This is a genomic window from Ruegeria sp. HKCCD9138, assembly GCF_057220975.1.
In genome coordinates this window covers 146,353-162,764 of record NZ_JBWVAZ010000011.1, presented here as the reverse complement: position 1 = coordinate 162,764, position 16,412 = coordinate 146,353, and the positions used below count along the sequence as shown (strand labels likewise).

General features: G+C 58.9%; 11 protein-coding genes. 3 read left to right on the top strand and 8 right to left on the bottom strand.

The features are described from left to right. Positions 1 to 72 precede the first annotated feature (72 nt). A complete protein-coding gene (locus AC2TEL_RS17815) occupies positions 73 to 1,050 on the top strand; it encodes an HpcH/HpaI aldolase/citrate lyase family protein (RefSeq protein ID WP_480905817.1) in 978 nt (325 codons plus the stop codon). A 180-nt stretch (positions 1,051 to 1,230) separates the two neighbouring features. On the opposite strand, the gene AC2TEL_RS17810 is transcribed toward AC2TEL_RS17815, so the two are convergent. Next, positions 1,231 to 2,538 carry an aminotransferase class I/II-fold pyridoxal phosphate-dependent enzyme gene (locus AC2TEL_RS17810; protein ID WP_480905814.1) on the bottom strand — a complete coding sequence of 436 codons (1,308 nt, stop codon included), beginning with the start codon at positions 2,536 to 2,538 and terminating at the stop codon, positions 1,231 to 1,233. A gap of 97 nt (positions 2,539 to 2,635) precedes the next feature. Here AC2TEL_RS17810 and AC2TEL_RS17805 point away from each other — a divergent pair, with 97 nt between their 5' ends. Continuing rightward, positions 2,636 to 3,520, top strand: a complete 885-nt coding sequence (locus tag AC2TEL_RS17805; protein ID WP_480905811.1) for a LysR family transcriptional regulator — start codon at positions 2,636 to 2,638, stop codon at positions 3,518 to 3,520. A 21-nt stretch (positions 3,521 to 3,541) separates the two neighbouring features. Here AC2TEL_RS17805 and AC2TEL_RS17800 read toward each other — a convergent pair whose 3' ends face one another. The 5 genes from AC2TEL_RS17800 to AC2TEL_RS17780 are packed head-to-tail and all read right to left on the bottom strand — an operon-like array spanning position 3,542 to position 12,856. Continuing rightward, the gene (locus AC2TEL_RS17800) at positions 3,542 to 5,215 is read right to left on the bottom strand and encodes a thiamine pyrophosphate-binding protein (RefSeq protein ID WP_480905809.1); all 1,674 of its coding nucleotides are present in this window, start codon (positions 5,213 to 5,215) and stop codon (positions 3,542 to 3,544) included. Between the two features lie 3 nt (positions 5,216 to 5,218). Then, positions 5,219 to 7,630, bottom strand: coding sequence for an FAD-dependent oxidoreductase (locus tag AC2TEL_RS17795; protein WP_480842684.1), 2,412 nt, complete (start codon positions 7,628 to 7,630; stop codon positions 5,219 to 5,221). Further along, positions 7,630 to 10,029 carry a GcvT family protein gene (locus AC2TEL_RS17790; protein ID WP_480905806.1) on the bottom strand — a complete coding sequence of 800 codons (2,400 nt, stop codon included), beginning with the start codon at positions 10,027 to 10,029 and terminating at the stop codon, positions 7,630 to 7,632. Before AC2TEL_RS17790 ends, AC2TEL_RS17795 begins: the two co-directional genes overlap by 1 nt. Continuing rightward, positions 10,026 to 11,315 carry an aspartate aminotransferase family protein gene (locus AC2TEL_RS17785; RefSeq protein ID WP_480905803.1) on the bottom strand — a complete coding sequence of 430 codons (1,290 nt, stop codon included), beginning with the start codon at positions 11,313 to 11,315 and terminating at the stop codon, positions 10,026 to 10,028. Before AC2TEL_RS17785 ends, AC2TEL_RS17790 begins: the two co-directional genes overlap by 4 nt. After that, positions 11,312 to 12,856 carry a trimethylamine methyltransferase family protein gene (locus AC2TEL_RS17780; protein ID WP_480905801.1) on the bottom strand — a complete coding sequence of 515 codons (1,545 nt, stop codon included), beginning with the start codon at positions 12,854 to 12,856 and terminating at the stop codon, positions 11,312 to 11,314. Before AC2TEL_RS17780 ends, AC2TEL_RS17785 begins: the two co-directional genes overlap by 4 nt. 120 nt (positions 12,857 to 12,976) lie before the next feature. Here AC2TEL_RS17780 and AC2TEL_RS17775 point away from each other — a divergent pair, with 120 nt between their 5' ends. Next, positions 12,977 to 13,867: a LysR substrate-binding domain-containing protein gene (locus tag AC2TEL_RS17775; RefSeq protein WP_480905798.1), complete on the top strand. Its 891-nt coding sequence runs from the start codon at positions 12,977 to 12,979 to the stop codon at positions 13,865 to 13,867. A 74-nt stretch (positions 13,868 to 13,941) separates the two neighbouring features. Here the strand turns inward: AC2TEL_RS17775 and AC2TEL_RS17770 are convergent, their stop codons facing one another. Then, positions 13,942 to 15,609, bottom strand: coding sequence for a N,N-dimethylformamidase beta subunit family domain-containing protein (locus AC2TEL_RS17770; RefSeq protein WP_480905795.1), 1,668 nt, complete (start codon positions 15,607 to 15,609; stop codon positions 13,942 to 13,944). A 234-nt stretch (positions 15,610 to 15,843) separates the two neighbouring features. Beyond that, positions 15,844 to 16,386 (bottom strand): GNAT family N-acetyltransferase, encoded by a 543-nt coding sequence (locus AC2TEL_RS17765; protein WP_480842696.1) that lies wholly within the window; start codon positions 16,384 to 16,386, stop codon positions 15,844 to 15,846. Between the last annotated feature and the right edge of the window lie 26 nt (positions 16,387 to 16,412).

Genomic DNA, 16,412 nt, shown 5'->3' with positions numbered 1-16,412 from the left:
CAAGGCCGAAGTCGCCGAGCTCTGCAAGCGCTTCCCGATCTACCCGAACCTGTAAGACGAAGGACCCAAATCATGAGCTTTCATAACATCGACCAAGCCCCCGCCCGACTGAACCGCAGCGAACTGGCCGTCCCCGGCAGCCAGCCCGGAATGTTCGAAAAGGCCGCCAAATCGGATGTGGACGTCATCTTCCTCGATCTGGAAGACGCTGTCGCACCTGACGAGAAAGAACAGGCGCGCAAGAACATCATCGAGGCTCTGAACGACATCGACTGGGGCAACAAGACCATGTCGGTGCGGATCAACGGTCTGGACACCCACTACATGTACCGAGACGTGGTGGATGTGGTCGAACAGGCCGGTGAACGGCTGGATCTGATCATGATCCCCAAAGTCGGTACCGCTGCTGACGTCTATGCCGTCGATATGCTGGTCACCCAGATCGAGGACGCCAAAGGCTACAAAAAGCGGATCGGGTTCGAGCACATCATCGAAACGGCGCTTGGCATGCAGAACGTCAGCGAAATCGCGGCTGCGTCGAAACGCAACGAAAGCCTGCATTTCGGCGTAGCCGACTATGCGGCCTCGACCCGTGCGCGTACTACGATCATTGGCGGCGTGAACCCGGACTACTCGGTTCTGACGGATGCGGATGCCGACGGTGGCCGCCTGACCCACTGGGGCGACATGTGGCACTACGCTCTGGCCCGCATGGTGGTTGCGGCGCGCGCAAACGGCCTGCGCCCGATCGACGGACCTTTCGGTGACTTCCAGGACCCGGACGGCTATCGCGCTGCCGCCAAACGCGCAGCGGTACTCGGCTGCGAAGGCAAATGGGCCATCCACCCCAGCCAGATTGCTCTGGCCAACGAGGTCATGTCGCCGTCAGACGCCGAAGTGACCAAAGCGCAGCGCATCCTTGTCGCCATGGCCGAGGCGGAAGCATCGGGGAAAGGCGCAGTTTCTCTGGATGGCCGTCTGATCGATTACGCTTCGATCCGTCAGGCAGAAGTGCTGGTTGAAAAGGCCGGCCAGATCGCGGCAGCTTGATCCGGTACTTGTGTGAAAAGAGGATGTGCGAGGCCATCAGGACCTCGCACATCCGCACGGTAGTTTAGTCCGGCATCCAACTTCTTCGCAGGCACGCTCTTGTGTAAGGCAGTTGCCACCAGGCCATTTCCGTCAACATACACCGTAGGTCGAAACCCTGTTGTGTCACCCGGATGGAAACTAGTGAACAAAGCACATTTTTGAGAAATCTTGCCGCCAATCAGCCACTTGCTGAGCGATGTCCCTACCGGCCAATCCTGCAGAAATGAGCGTGGCAAGACGATCAACGTCATTCACCGTCATTCCCCAACGAACCAGTTCAGGGGTTCCGATGCGCAATCCGTTCATATCTCCGTCCACTTGCGGAACGGGCAAACCGATGCCGCAGGCCAGAAATCCACTCTGACGCAGCAGCTTGGACGCGGCTTGGCCTCCGCCATAGCGCTTTGCCAAAACCGCAAACTGGTGCGAGTTCGTAAAACCGTTCCGCCCAGCGAATACCGGGACGCCCTGCGAGTCCAGCGCTGCAGCCAGTGCAGACGCCATGTCGACCATCTGGGCCGCGTAATCGGCGCCAAAGTCGCGCCAGTCCAACATCGTCACGGCCAGCGCCGCCGATTTGGCGGCATCGAAATTTGCCGTCATACCGGGAAAGGCAATGGCATCGAGCGACTTGGCAATCTCACCGTCATTGGTGACAATAAGGCCACCCGCCGGACCGCCTAGGCTTTTGTACGTGCTCATCGTCATGAAATGAGCGCCATCTGCAAGCGGATTGCGCCACGCCTTTCCGGCGATGATTCCGCACTGATGGGCGGCGTCGAACATCACTTTCGCGCCGATTTCATCAGCAATCGCCCTCACTTCGGCAACCGGATGTTCAAACAGGTTCAAGCTACCACCAACGGTGATAAGCTTGGGCCGCTCTTTCAGTGCGATCTGGCGCAAGTGATCAAGATCGACCGTATAACCGTCTGCATCCGTCGGAGCGTCAATGGTCCGTAGGCCGAACAGCCCGGCGCATCCCGCCAGATGGTGCGTCACATGACCACCAATCGAAGCCGGCGGGGCGATAATCGTGTCACCTGGCTTACAGGTGGCCATGAACCCGTAAAGGTTTGCGATCGCGCCGGAGGGCACCCGAATTTCAGCGTATTTCGCTTCGAAGACTTCGGCAGAAAGCTCAGCCGCAATAACCTCGATTTCTTCGATGGCTTCCAAACCCATCTCGTATTTGTCGCCCGGATACCCGAGCGACGGTCGCGACCCTATTCCCGACGCCAGCAAAGTCTCGGCCCTTGGGTTCATGACATTTGTTGCTGGATTGAGATTGAAACACTCTTTCTCGTGAATCTCGCGGTTCCTTTCTGCCAGATGCTCTATCCGCTTCAGCACGGATTTCGACGAAGCCTGCGAAGTCCGTGTCGCGATATCCTGAACCAGCGTTTCGCATGCTGCTGGAACCCAATCCCTCATTTCGATTGTCATGTCTGTGTCCTCCAATTCGCGACAAGTGTGATCAGATCGAATGACATCGCAACTCAGATTTGCTATTTCTTGGCGTAGAAAAACTAAGGCTGCTGAATTGACCGTCTCACCTCCCCGCCCCAAAGGGCCTCCGTTGAATGCGTTGCGTGCCTTTGAAACGGCAGCACGACATGGAAGCTTCGTCGCCGCGGCTGACGAACTGAGCGTGACACCGGGCGCTATCTCTCAGCATATCAAGGCTTTGGAAGCTTGGGCGGGCGTCGCGTTGTTTCAAAGAAATGCGCAAGGCGTTCAATTGACCCCCGCCGGACGCAGTTTGACAAAAGAATTCACTCAGGCGTTTGACGCATTGGCTGTGGCAACGAGCAGTTTGCGAAATCTTCGGCCCAACGCCGACATACACATCGCGGCGTTGCCCTCAATTGCACAACTCTGGCTGCCGACTCGTCTTGGAAAAATCCGTGAAACCTATCCTGACATCAACTTTTCAGTAACCGCGCTGGAAACACCGCCCAGCTTGACACGAGAGCTGTTTGATCTTTCCGTATTCTTTTCGGTGCCAGATGGCAGTGCGGATCAGATCGTGCTTGCCGAAGATGGCCTGTTTCCCGTCGCAACGCCGCAGATCACTGCGCAATTGACAGACGAACGCTGCATGGACTCCTTCCCGTTGCTTCACGATCAGACATGGCGCAACGACTGGTCGGATTGGTCGACAAAATGTGGTATTCCACTGAATGATCCGCAAAAGGGCCCTCGGTACTCACTTTACAGCTTGGCCGTTGAGGAGGCCAAAGCCGGGGCTGGTATCCTGATGGGGCATGCATGCCTGATCGAACAGGCACTTGAGGCCGGAACACTCTGTCCAGCATCCCGAAAATCCTGTACGAGCGGTCGTTCCTTGGTACTGAACCTTCCACACCGAACTAGGCGACGGCCAGAGATTGACGAGATCGTCGGGTTGTTGAGAGCCAGCACCTAAGGTTGTCACAGATTCTTTTGATTACCCCTTTCCCTGCGTGGCTTTGAACAAGTCCTTGCGCAGTGTCATCAAGGCGGCGGGATCTATTTTGGCCTGAATGACAGTCGTCTGGTCCGATGCGATGGCTTCTCGCAGGGCGGGGCCCATTCCCCCCGGGCCTTCCACCCACATGCCCTTGCCACCACAGAGCTCTGCGAACTTGTCATAGCGCGGCGACTGGATTTCCGCCCCAAGGAGGCGCCCGCCATAGAACTCCTGCTGATAAGCTTTTTCGGCGCCCCAGGCCTCGTTATCCAAAACAACAATTGTAATGGGCAGGTTGTGCGAAATGGCCGTCTGGATTTCGATCATTGTGTAGCCGACGGCCCCGTCACCCATAATTGCAACGACCGGGCGGTCAGGGGCCGCAGCCCTGGCGCCAATGGCAGCGGCGAGACCAAAGCCCACGAGACCAAAGTCGAGCGGCGTGATTAACGACATCGGCGCATAGTGAGCAAGTCGGTCGGCGGCCTGCAGGCAGGTATTGCCCGTGTCCAGTGTGACGATGGCATCCTCGGGCAGGGCATCGCGCAGTTCCGCCAGGGCGCGACGCGGGTGCATCGGGAGACTGGAGATAGCCGCCTCTTCCGCACGTTCGGCCCAGAGGCTTTCCAGATCAGCGCGGAAGCTGTCACGCCAGACATCGCAACGGGGCTTGGCGGTTACAGACGTAAGCGCCTCCGCCGTAAGGCGGGCATCACCCTGTGCTGCAACTTCTGCCGGGAAATAGCGCCCTGGCGCAGAACCTTCGACATCGACATGAGCGATGCGCGTTTCCGACCCGACATAGTCATTGCTGTGGAAGGTCGAGTTGAACCCGAGCCGCGCGCCCAGTACGACCATCACGTCAGCCTCTTTCGTCAGGCGGCTGGCCACGCGATTGCCGCGCGGTCCGGCTTGGCCGGCAAACCACGGATGTCGGTGACGCATCACATCCGCATGGCCGGTCGAAGCAACCACCGGAACTTCCAGCTTTTCCGCAAGAGCGGTCAGGGCGTCCCGGCCAGCGCTCCATTTGAACCCAGCGCCAGCAAAAATAACCGGGCGCTCGGCCCCTGCCAGCATTTCGGAAATTGCCGTGATGTCGGCCGGCGCCGCGGGGCCTGGACGGGCTATCTTCAGCGGTTTTGGCGTTTTGGCAGGAAGATCGGCGGCAAAAAGATCGCGCGGCACATGAAGCACGACCGGACCGCGACGGCCCGTATTGGCCAACCTGAGGGCGTCTTCGAGCATCGGCGCCAAACGCGCCGGATCAGTGACCATGACCGAGCGTTTCGAAATGGGCGCAAACAACGCAACCTGATCGACCTCCTGAAAGGTGTCTTTGCACTGATCCGCCCGGGTAATCGCCCCGGCAATTACTACCATCGGAGAATACGCCAGAAACGCCTCGGCCACGGCGGTCACGATATTCACCACGCCCGGCCCCGCCTGCGCCCCAAGGACGACACCGGGCTTGCCGGTCATACGCGCCCAGGCATCCGCCATATGCCCCGCCGCGCGTTCATCGCGCGCACCGACATAGACGATCTCGCCGCCCTGATACATGGCATCATAGAGTTCAAGCATCGAACCGCCCAAAAGCCCGAAGACGGTGTCGATGCCGTTGGCCTTCAATACGCGATAGACGGTTTCACCGCCTGTTATGGTTGTCATGTCTCAATCCTCGGATCTGGGGCGCAGGTTGTCAGGGTCGAAAAGCGGGGCTTCATGTATGGTCACGGGATAGGCTTTGTTCAGTAGTTGCACGCTAAGCCTGTCGCGCGGCGTGCCCTTCTTCACAAAAAGCCAACCCAGCGATTTGCCGATCGTGTAACCGTAGCCGCCCGACGTGGTCAGGCCCACGGGCTGACCGTTCAGCAAGACCGGTTCGCCGCCATGAACGTCGATGTCATTGCCGTGAATCTCAGCATAGAACAGCTCCCACTCCGGATCGCGCTCCAGCAAAGCTTGTTTGCCTATGAATTCACGCCCTTCTGAGGCGACAAAGCGTTCTAGCCCCACATCGAACGGCCCGATATCGGTAGTCAGTTCACCACTGGCACGAAAGGCTTTTTCCATACGCATGCCGTTGAAAGCATATGACCCGAGGTCGGTCAGACCATGTGCAGCGCCTGCCTGAAACAAAGCATCATACACCTCGGCGATGCGATCCAGTGGAGCGTGCAATTCCCAGCCAAGCTCCCCCACGAACGACACCCGCAGCGCGTAGCACGGTACGTCTGCCACCGTAACCTGCCGCCCGGAAAGCCACGGGAAAGCTGCGTTGGAGAGGTCTGCATCCGTCAGTTGTGACAGGATGCGGCGCGAGGCCGGACCGGACAAAGCCAGCATCCCCCAATCACTGGTGCGGTTTACAATCTGCACGTCTTCGCCGGGAATGATGTGGCGTTGGATCCAGTCAAAATCGGGATTGGCCCGAGCGATCGGCGAACCGGTGAAATACCGGTTTTCGGCTATCCGCCAAATGGTGATCTCAGTCTCGAACCGGCCCTGTTCCGTCAGCAGGTGGTTGAGACTGATTCGACCGTCCTTGCGTGGTATCCGATTGGCCGATAGCCGGTCCAGCAAGGTGTCTGCGTCCTTACCAGTGATCTCGAACTGCGCAAAGGCGCAGAGGTCAATAACACCTGCTGCTCTGCGTGTCGCATTGGCCTCGCGCATCGCGTTCGCGTGCCAGGGCTGGCGGCCCCAGCCGATTTTTTCGGTCTCCCCGATGTCACCGAAGTAACGAGGGCGCTCCCACCCCGCAATCTCACCGAAAACGGCGCCCTTGGCCACCAGCCGATCATATAGAGGGTGGCGGTTGAGCGGTCTCAACGCGTCGAATTGTTTGCCGGGGCACGGTGTGTCATGACGGCGCATGAATTCGTCCTTGGTACGCTCGACGATAAAGTGATCATTGGCAAAATCGCCATAGCGACGGGGATCAAATCCACGCGTGTTGATCGACGTTTCACCATAAACCATCCAATCGGCCAGAACTTTGCCCGCACCGCCGCCCCAGGCCAACCCAATGGAAGAACCACACGAAAGCCAGACATTCGGAGCGCCGGACGGCCCAACCAGCATACCCCCATCCGGTGTATGCGTAATGGCCCCTCGCACCACGCGCTTGATCCCCAACTCCGCCAACACCGGCATTTTGTCGAAAGCGATCATCAGGAAATCGCCAATCGAGTCATAATCGGCCTCGAACAGTTCATTCTCGGCAGCCCAGGGGGCACCTTCGGGCATTTCCCAGACCGTTGGGCACATATGGCCTTCGTAAATTCCGATAAGACCGGATTTCTGTTCCTGCCGGATGTAGCCGCCATAGGCATTGTCCCGCATCACCGGCAGCTCGGGACGGCCTTCAAATTCAGGCACCGTGTCCGTAACCAGATAGTGGTGCAGGCAACTGACCGACGGGATTTCCAACCCGAACCATTTGCCAACCTGATTGGCGTAGGACCCGGCCGCAATCACGACATGTTCGGCCAGAATGTCTCCTTTTTCCGTTCGAAGCAGCCACATATCCCCCTTTCGACTGGCCCCGAGCACCTGGTTGCGCCGCTCGATTTTCGCGCCCCGCGCACGGGCCGCCGCCGCCAGCGCCATGGTCACGCCGGACGGATCAATATGACCGTCCTCAAACGTCTGCACCGCAGCCTTGACGTCATCGACCCTGTAAAACGGATTGACCTTGGCGACCTCTGCCGGGCCAACCAGTTCCATCGGCAAGTCGAGCAGCCTGCCGACGCCCATTATGGATTTCATCCAGTCAACCTCATCATCCGTGGTTGCGATACGAAACCCGCCCACTTCGTGCCAGCCGATGCTCTGACCGGTTTCCTGTTCGACGCGTTTGTAGGTTTCGATCGAGGTCTTGTTGACCCAGCCCATGACTCTGCTGCCGACCGCGTGGGCGATCTGTCCGGCTGCATGCCATGTCGAGCCGCTGGTCAATTCCGCCTTTTCGAACAGGATTGTGTCGGTCCAGCCGTTTTCGGCCAGCTGGTACTGGGCGGCGACACCCATGATGCCGCCGCCTATGATGGCGACGCGAGTAGTTCGGATCGTATCCGACATCAGAACGCCTCCTTGGCGGGTTTGAGAGAGGCTTTTGCGTCAAACCGGGTGCACGCGATTTCCACTTGAAAACCGGGTACGACATCCTGCTCGGCCAGCCTTTCCAGCGGCGCGTTGATCAACGCTAACGCCACCGAGCGACCAAACCGGTAACTCCACGCCGCCGATGTGATCTGCCCAACGACCGAGCCATCGAAATAGACCGGTTCGTCGTGGATCGGGATTGCCTCGGCATCATCAAACAGCACCGAGACGACGCGGCGTGTAGGAAGACCGGCCTTTTGCAAAGCATCTTCACCGACAAAACCAGTGGCAAATGCACAGAAGGCGCCAAGGCCGGCTTCCAGCGGCGTGATGCCCGGTGTCAGCTCGTGACCGAAGGCGCGCAACCCGCTTTCGATCCGCAACGAACCGCTGGCGTAGAGGCCGGCATGGGTGGCACCCGCCGCCACAAGCGCCTCATGCGCCGCCATCGCCATGTCGGAGGGGACATACAGCTCGTACCCCTCTTCCCCGGTATAGCTCAGCCGACCCGCCCACCCCCGGGCCAATCCAATTTCGACCGGGGCGAAGCCAAAGCGTTTCAGTTCGGGCACTGGTGTATTCGATGTCGCCTGCAACACGTCGCGTGCCTTGGCGCCGGCCAACCCAAGAATGGCATACCCGCTGGTGACATCGGTAAATTCGACCCGATACTCGCCCTTGGTACTACGCATCCGCTGAAGATCGCGCACAACCTCACCTGCTCCAACTATCATCAGATATCCGTCCGGCCCATGCCGATGCACCGTCAGATCGCTTTCAACGCCGCCGCGCGCGTTGAGGATCTGGGTATAAGCAATGCGACCCGGTTCAAAATCCATCTGCGCCGCGCAGAGGCGATTGAGAAAGGCGCAGGCATCCGGTCCCTGCACCATGATCTTGCCAAACGCCGACTGATCCAGAATGGCCGCCCCATTTCGGCAGGCCTCAACCTCCTGCTGCACCTGATCCCGCCATTTTGGTGCGCTAAAGGTGAGAGGAAGATGAGCGGTCTTGCTGCCGAAATGCACGGCCCGCTCCCAGCCGCCGCGCCCCTCGAACTGCGCTCCGGCATCAACCAGCGCGGCATGGATGGGTGAACGACGCTGACCTCGCGCTGTGTCCATCGACCGTCCGGGATATGGGTTGTCGTAGTGCCGCCCCAGCACTTCCGGAATTCGCGCCTCCAGCGCACCCAGCACGTTCATTTCCGGGCCAAATCGGCGAATGTCGGCCTCGTTCAGCTCCATTGTCGGCTCTCCGGAAATGATCCATTCCGCCATTGCCCTGCCCGCGCCACCGGCCAGCGCGATACCGGTAGAATTCATCCCCCCCATCAGAAACAATCCCGGAACGTCGGGGCTTTCGCCCAGCATGAACTGACTGTCCAGCGTAAAGCTTTCGGGACCGTTCAGGAGCATTCGCACCTCTGCAGTTTCCAGTGCCGGAATGCGGCGCAGGGCGTTCTCCATCATCGGCATGAAGTGATCCCAGTCCTCGTCCAGCAGATCAAAGGAAAAGTCCGCAGGCAGGTCCTTGGTGGAAATCCCCTTGGCATGGGGTTCGAACGAGCCGACCAACAACCCCTCGACATCATCGCGGGCATAAAGGTATGCATCCTGATCGTTGAGTGTCGGCAGATGCGCCCCTTTGCCCAGCTTTTGCACTTCGGCAAGCGGTTTTGTGAGGATATAGAAATGCTCGCAGGCATAGAGCGGCATATGTGCACCCGCCATCGCGGCGACTTCACGCGACCAGAGGCCGCTGGCGATTACCACCTCTTCCGCGTCAATCACGTGTGATCCGACCTCAACCCCCGAGATCCGGTCGCCTTTCTTTCGCAAGCCGGTCACCCTGGTATCTTCGAAAAACTGGACGCCACGCGCCCGTGCGCCTTTCGACAACGCCAATGCAACGTCCGACGGGTTGACCCTGCCGTCCGCCGGTGACCACACCGCTCCGATCACGTCGTCCACGTCGATCAAAGGCCAGAGTTCCTTGGCTCGCGCGGCGTCGATCACCTCGGCCTCCAGTCCGAAAGCGCGACCAAGAGACACTTGCCGTTTTATGTTGGTAAGCCGGTCGGGATTGGTGGCCAAGGTCAGCGAGCCGGTCTGGACCCAGCCGGTCGCCTGACCGGTTTCAACTTCCAACTCCTCGTAAAGGTCGATTGAGTAATTGATCAGCTTGGTCAGCGTGGCCGAAGGGCGCAGTCGACGCACCAGACCAGCGGCGTGCCATGTGGTGCCGGACGTCAGCTTTGATCGTTCCAGCACAACGATATCCCTGCGCCCGTCGCGCGCGAGGTGATAGGCGATGGAACAGCCGATAACGCCGCCGCCAATGATGACGGTGCGTGCATGGGTGGGCAGGGTCATGTCAGCACTCCGTCGCGGATCATGTCAGTGAGAGTTCCACGGAAGGCCTCCAGCGCCTCATCGATCAGCGCGGGCGTGTGGGCGGCGGATGTCAGGCCCGAAGTGTAGGACATCACGTCCACCCCACGCGCCAACATCCCGTCACGATAGGCTTTGACGATTGGCTTGGGCATCCCACGGATTTCAGCGGGGTTGAGCCATTCAAGAGAATTGCGACCAAAGAAAACGTGAAAAACCGAACTGTCACCGTATGCGAGGCCAGGAAGGCCCTGATCGGCAATCGCGGCGTTCACGCCATTGCGCATCCGATCTGCCATTGCATCCGCCTGCGCCTGCGTTTCGCCAGTTGCCAATATCGGCATTGCCGCACAAGCGGCGGCTGCGACCAGGGGCGACCCGTTGAAAGTCCCTTTGTGGCCGACAGCGGGCGCGTATCCGTCGCGGACGGTGGTATTATTCATCAGTTCCATGATCTCGGCCCGACCACAAACCGCGCCGCCCGGCAGACCTCCGGTCACGATCTTGGCCAAAGTGGTCAAATCCGGCACGATCCCGTCGCGCGCCTGCCGTCCGCCCGGGGCCCAGCGAAATCCGGTGATGATCTCATCAAAGATCAGTACAACCCCGGCGGCCCGCGCCACATCGTGCAGGGCCCGCAGGGTTTCGGTCGACAGCGGGACGCTACCGTAATTTGCGCCCGAGGCTTCGATGATCACAGTGCCGATGCGCTCATCCTGCAGCGCGTGTTCCATCGCCGTGGCTTCTGCCGAGCAGATATGAATCAGATCGTTCACCGCTTTGGGAATTCCAAGCGAAAAGGATTGATCACTGCCAGGCTTGGCTCCTTTCATCGCATGATCGTGCCAACCGTGAAAATGCCCGTCGATGCGAAGAACGTGGTCTTTTCCGGAAAAGGCACGCGCCAGCCGCAGGGCCAGCATCGTGGCCTCGGTACCAGACGACGTAAAACGCGTCCGCTCAGCAGAAGGATAGAGCCGATTTATCCATTCCGCCCATTCGATTTCACCCGCATGGCAATCGGCGGAAAAAACCGAACGCCCTGCCTGAGCATGGATCGCGTCGACAATCGCCGGATGGCAATGCCCCAGCATCTGGCTGGCCGAACCCATCTTGAAATCGATGTAGCGCCGTCCTTCGACGTCCCATTTCTCGGCCCCGAATGCACGTTCAATGTAAATAGGATGCGGATCGCGATACCGAAGTTCGTGGCTGACACCGCCCGGCAAAGTTGTACGCGCACGGTTGCTTAGGTCTTGGTTTTTCATTCCGGTCGTCCGGTTTGAGCCCGTGTCAGGCGGATGTCAAAGTTTGTCCTGATGGCCCGATCCAGATCGTCGGGCACATGGTCGGGAAAATGGCTGTTCAGGATTTCACGGGCTTTGTCGCGCGCCACTTCGCCGACACGCAATGCACCGTCATCCTGCCACTCACGCGGGGCACGGCGATCACCGATCTCGGGGTAGAAGTAGTCCGATTTCATTCGGCTGAATGTGTGCTGTTCCGCCAGATAGTGCCCTTCGCCGCGGCACACCGCTGCTATAACGTCGGCAGCGATATTTTCCGGCGTCGCTTCGATTCCGCGGATTGTCCGAAGGATATTTCCCAGCAGATCGTTGTCGACGATGTAGGCCGCGTGGCTGACGCCCAGAAGGCTCGACATCATACCCGCAGCCTGCGTGACGATGTTTGATCCCGCGTGCGCCGCCATGGTCACGGCCAACGATTTCTCGGCCCCATATTGCGCGTCCAGCCGCTTGGCGTCAGTGATGCCGGCAATCGAGCTTGTGGGAAGATCCCAGTGGCGGCCCATTTGCGCCGCACCAGCCATCAGAATGGCCTGCTCACCCCCGCCGCCGCTCATCGAGCCGGTGCGCAGGTCCGCGACCAGGGGCTTGGGTGCAAAGATCGCCTTCACCTCGGGATTGACCAGACGCGCGAAGACCAGCCCGGCCAGAGTTTCTGCCACCGCCTGCACCAGGGAACCGGCAATCGTGGCCGGGCTGGTTGCACCGGCCTGGCCTGCGCTGATCAATTGCACAGGAAACCCAGCATTGATGGCCAGTTCCAGAACATCGCAGGCCTCTTCCGCAAACCGCATCGGTGGCACCACGTGACACACCATGACAGTCAGAAACGGCCGGGCGCGAAATGCGGCTTCTCCACCGGCGAAGTCATAGCAAAGCCGGGCGATCTCAGCGACGTTCTGCGGCTCGGTAATCGAGATCGAAACGTGTTTCGACGTGCCCGACAGACAGGCGTAGGCAGTGTTTAGATCCATCGCCGCGTTGCCTTCGATATCCCGCGCGACAACCGACCTGCTGAAGTGATGGATGTTGTCCATCCGATCCACGATCCGTGCCGCGTCGTAGAGGTCCTGCAACGTGGAGTCGCGATAGACATGTGTCTCAAGATCGAACACGCCAGGTGCCGCGCCACCTGTGGACATGTGCACGCTGGAACCTTCGATTTTCAGATCGCGTTCTGGTTTTTGACCGCACAGAATGAAGCCACGCTGCGCCCCATCAATAGCCCATCGCACCAAGTTCTGCGGAAACAACAACCGACCGCCGTCGGTCTGCGCGCCGCCGGCCGCGACAACTTTTTCGATCATCGACGGGGTTGCCTGACTTAAACCAAGCGTTTCCAAAAGCGAAAACGCAGTCTTTTCAACGAGCTTCACTTCCTCAGGTGACAGTGGTTTCAGTCGCCCGCCGCTGACCCCCGGCCAAACCGGAGGAGAGGCATCCGAACGTGTTGTTTGTGCAAGGCGATCTTTGCGACCGCGCCTTCGGATCGAATTGGGCATGAACTCATGAGTCGAATTTTCTGCACATTCAATCTGCGCGCAAAACAACTAATTTACAAAAGCGGTTTTCTCAGCAAATGATGAGCTGAACTTATCTATGAGACACTCGTGATACCTTCCTTGCCCGCACTACGTGCCTTCAATGCAGCAGCCCGATTGGGAAGTTACCGCGCCGCGGCCGAGCAGTTGATCGTGACACCGACCGCTATCAGTCACCATATTCGCGGTCTGGAAGACCAGCTTGGCGTCAAACTGTTCGAACGCTCGGGCCGCGACGTCGTGCTGACGGAAGACGGAAAGCGGTTGGCGGAGGCAACTTCGCAAGCCTTCGGAATACTGGAAAGCGCCGTTCGCACCCTGCACCGCACTTCTCGCAGGGTGGTGCGTCTTTCTGCGGGGCCGATCTTTACGGCGCGTTGGCTGATGCCACGGATCAGCGACTTTTGGGAGACTCATCCGGACATCGAACTCGAGGTACTGCCGTCCTTCCGGCCAAACACACAGGATCGCGGTAACGTCGACATTGTGATCCGCTGGGACCGCATGGCCGAAATGCCGGGTGATGTCATCAAGTTGCTGGAACTAAGTCCTGTTGCGATTGCATCCGAAGACTTCGTCAACAGCCATGGCCCCATAAATACCCCCAAGGACCTGATGGAGTTGCCGCTGATGCATCAGAGAAATCACTGGGGATGGCTGGACTGGTTCGCTGCGATGGGTGTGACGAATGTTGCCCCCCTGCGCGGCCCGATTTTCGAGGATGCAAACGTCCTGTTGCGTGGCGCTGCCGAAGGTCAGGGCGTGATTGTTGGCTGGCTGCCGCTGATTGATCAGGATCTGGCGGAAAGCAGAGTGGTTCGGCTTTTTGATGAAGAAATTGCCCCAACCCATGGTTACTTCGTTGAGGTGCAGAACGGCAGCAAGCCGCGCCCGGAGGCGCGTAAGGTCGTGGATTGGTTGTCTGCCCAAAGCGGCCAAAATGCGCCCGACAGCCCGCAAGCAATCAGTTGAGAAGGATCGCGAATTCTACGCAGATATCTTGATCCAAGGGCGTTCAGTTTTCGCCCAAAATCTTGTTCGGACTGCTAAGCCGACGCTTGGGAAGCCGCGTTGATCTTTGATCTCGAAGCTCCAAACCTTTCCAGTACGTTCCGGGTAACACGTTCGACCTGCCAGTCGCGCCGGGTCAATCCCATGACCCACTCGCATGTCGCAGCATTGAAAACCTCACCCTTTCCACGCTTCCAGTGCACGATTACCCCGTTGCCGCGGCTGCTGCGGTCCATTGTTTCCGCAGTGACGTCACCGAACATGGCCTGCGCTTTGAAGGTCGCATCCGCGTCTCCGATATATACAGTTTCGCCCCAGATACCGTGCTTGGGTTCGACATTCGTGGCCAGACCAAGCGCCAGTATCTCGACATTCGGATCTGCACCGTCAGAGCCGGTGGCAAAGGGAAGGCCATCCTCCATAAGGTAATCCACGCCATCCACTTCGTAGCCAAAAATTCGTGATTGTGCGCCCAGCTGGTCGCCATAACCCAGGTGAGTGCCGTTCAGCGCCCAGTGCTGCGGGCGATAGACAGTAAAGCCGCCGCTGCCTTGTCCAACACAGCGTCCCAGACCAGCGTAAACCCCTTTCAACCCGTTGGCCGCAAACGTTTGGGCGCCGGGCCAGTTCACGGGTGCGACCTCCCAGGCGGCCGTCACCAAGTGCTCTTGATCGGTGCCGTTCAGCGGGTCCTCATCGGCGGTGTACTTGTAGCAAACCTGGGTCCGGCCTTCATCCTCGATCCGCGTCTGCCACAGGAAGTTTCCACCAAACCGAGCGACCCGGCCTCCGTTCTCGGAATAACGGTCCACAGCGCGGCGCATGCTTGCCGACCAATACTCGTCATGCCCGACAAAGACTGCGCATCGATAGCGCTCCAACAGCTGTGGATCGGCGTCTAGATCGTGTTGAGTGGCGAAATCGAACTCGAACCCCTGCGTCTCGGCCCAGCGGGCAAAGTGACGTTCGTAACTGGCCCATCCAGCCGATGCATATTTCTTGGAGTAGCCATAGGAATAAGCCCATTCCATATACGGGTACCGCACCATGCCGCCGGGGACGTGCGGCGCCTCGGGAACGGCGCGCGGGGCGCCCTCGGGCAATTTGCAGAACCCGCGTGTCCAGGGACGCTGAGTTGATACGACCGGCGAAAACGCATCGCCATCGGGTCCGGTGATCCCTTCGTAATGGTTGGAACCGCCCCAGCAGTTATAGGCCAGCCATGTTCCCGTTGCGCAGATCAGCACGAATGGTGCGGGCGGTCTGCCCAGCGCACGACGCAGCAGGAACAGATGATGTTCCTCAACCCGGTCACCGTTCCGTTCGGCACTGAAAGTGATCAGATAACCACCTTCTTTCCAGTCATCCGGGATGGTGAATTCATATGAGACGTCCCAACCACACCCATTTACCGAACAGTCCAATGGTGTCTTCTGATGCATACCTTTCAACCCGGCCTGCTTAAGCAGCGGTTGGTACCGGACACCATCCCGGCCGATCTCCAGATTCCACTTTTCGGCCGTGGTCGAGACCCGCAGTGTCAGTGTGTCACCGGGCAAATAGGTCATGCGGTCGGTATAGCCCCAGATTTCCAGCACTTCTTCGTCACGCGCCGGGCCGATGTAGTAATTGTCCAGAATATGCCGGGCTTTGGCCCGCGTGCGCGGCGTTGTTGCGGGGCTAAGTGTTTCCGAACTGTTCATTGGGCTGATCGTACTCCGAAGTTTCACCGCAGCATGTCGATTTTAACCGCTATTTCCAGTTCAATCTTCAATTCGGAGCGGGTCAGATCGGACGTTCGGCAACGACACTTGGCGCCGCCGAACGATATTTGGTTTGACTTGGTATATTGGGGTGAGCCTTTCGAGTTACCCAGCCACGTCCTCAGTTTCTTCACTTCCCGGTTCAAAGAATGCGTTCTGCCCCAAAGCGAGAATTCAGACCTGCTCCAAACTCGCGCCGGAGGTCTGTTCGACGCCATGATGGACCGAATAAAGCCGCCCCATTATATGTGCGTCTGCGAACCCTCCCGGGCGCCTTGCGTACCGCCGAAGAGTGCCTTCAATCTCGAAGCCGAACGCCTCGTAAAGCGCAATTGCCCGATCATTGTCGGACCAGACAAGCAAGCCGGTGCGTTCCAGCTGCAACCAGTTGTCGGCAAGGTCCAGCAAGGCGTTCATCATGGCTTTGCCGATGCCGTTGCCCTGGCAGTCACTGCGCACCGCGATCAGGTCAATCTCACCGACATGGTTGTGGCGTGGAACATCGGGAAAAGTGCTCATCTGGCAATACGCAACGACGTCTTCACTGGTCTCAGCGACCAGCCGGTACATGCCGGGTGCGGCAGCAGTTCGTTCTGCCACAAGCGCGTCGGGCACGAAGGGCAACCGCATCGTGCCAAGCATGACTGTCGGATCTGAAAGGACCTTTGCGACGGCTTTCGTGTCTTCCGATGCAACGGGGCGTATTGAGAAATTCATTTGTTAACTTCCTTTTGCAATAGTGT

Coding starts and splice junctions, on each gene's coding strand:
- AC2TEL_RS17815 (WP_480905817.1), top strand. CDS start 73: ATGAGCTTTCATAACATCGACCAAGCCCCCGCCCGACTGAACCGCAGC.
- AC2TEL_RS17810 (WP_480905814.1), bottom strand. CDS start 2,538: ATGACAATCGAAATGAGGGATTGGGTTCCAGCAGCATGCGAAACGCTG.
- AC2TEL_RS17800 (WP_480905809.1), bottom strand. CDS start 5,215: ATGACAACCATAACAGGCGGTGAAACCGTCTATCGCGTATTGAAGGCC.
- AC2TEL_RS17795 (WP_480842684.1), bottom strand. CDS start 7,630: ATGTCGGATACGATCCGAACTACTCGCGTCGCCATCATAGGCGGCGGC.
- AC2TEL_RS17790 (WP_480905806.1), bottom strand. CDS start 10,029: ATGACCCTGCCCACCCATGCACGCACCGTCATCATTGGCGGCGGCGTT.
- AC2TEL_RS17785 (WP_480905803.1), bottom strand. CDS start 11,315: ATGAAAAACCAAGACCTAAGCAACCGTGCGCGTACAACTTTGCCGGGC.
- AC2TEL_RS17780 (WP_480905801.1), bottom strand. CDS start 12,856: ATGCCCAATTCGATCCGAAGGCGCGGTCGCAAAGATCGCCTTGCACAA.
- AC2TEL_RS17770 (WP_480905795.1), bottom strand. CDS start 15,609: ATGAACAGTTCGGAAACACTTAGCCCCGCAACAACGCCGCGCACGCGG.
- AC2TEL_RS17765 (WP_480842696.1), bottom strand. CDS start 16,386: ATGAATTTCTCAATACGCCCCGTTGCATCGGAAGACACGAAAGCCGTC.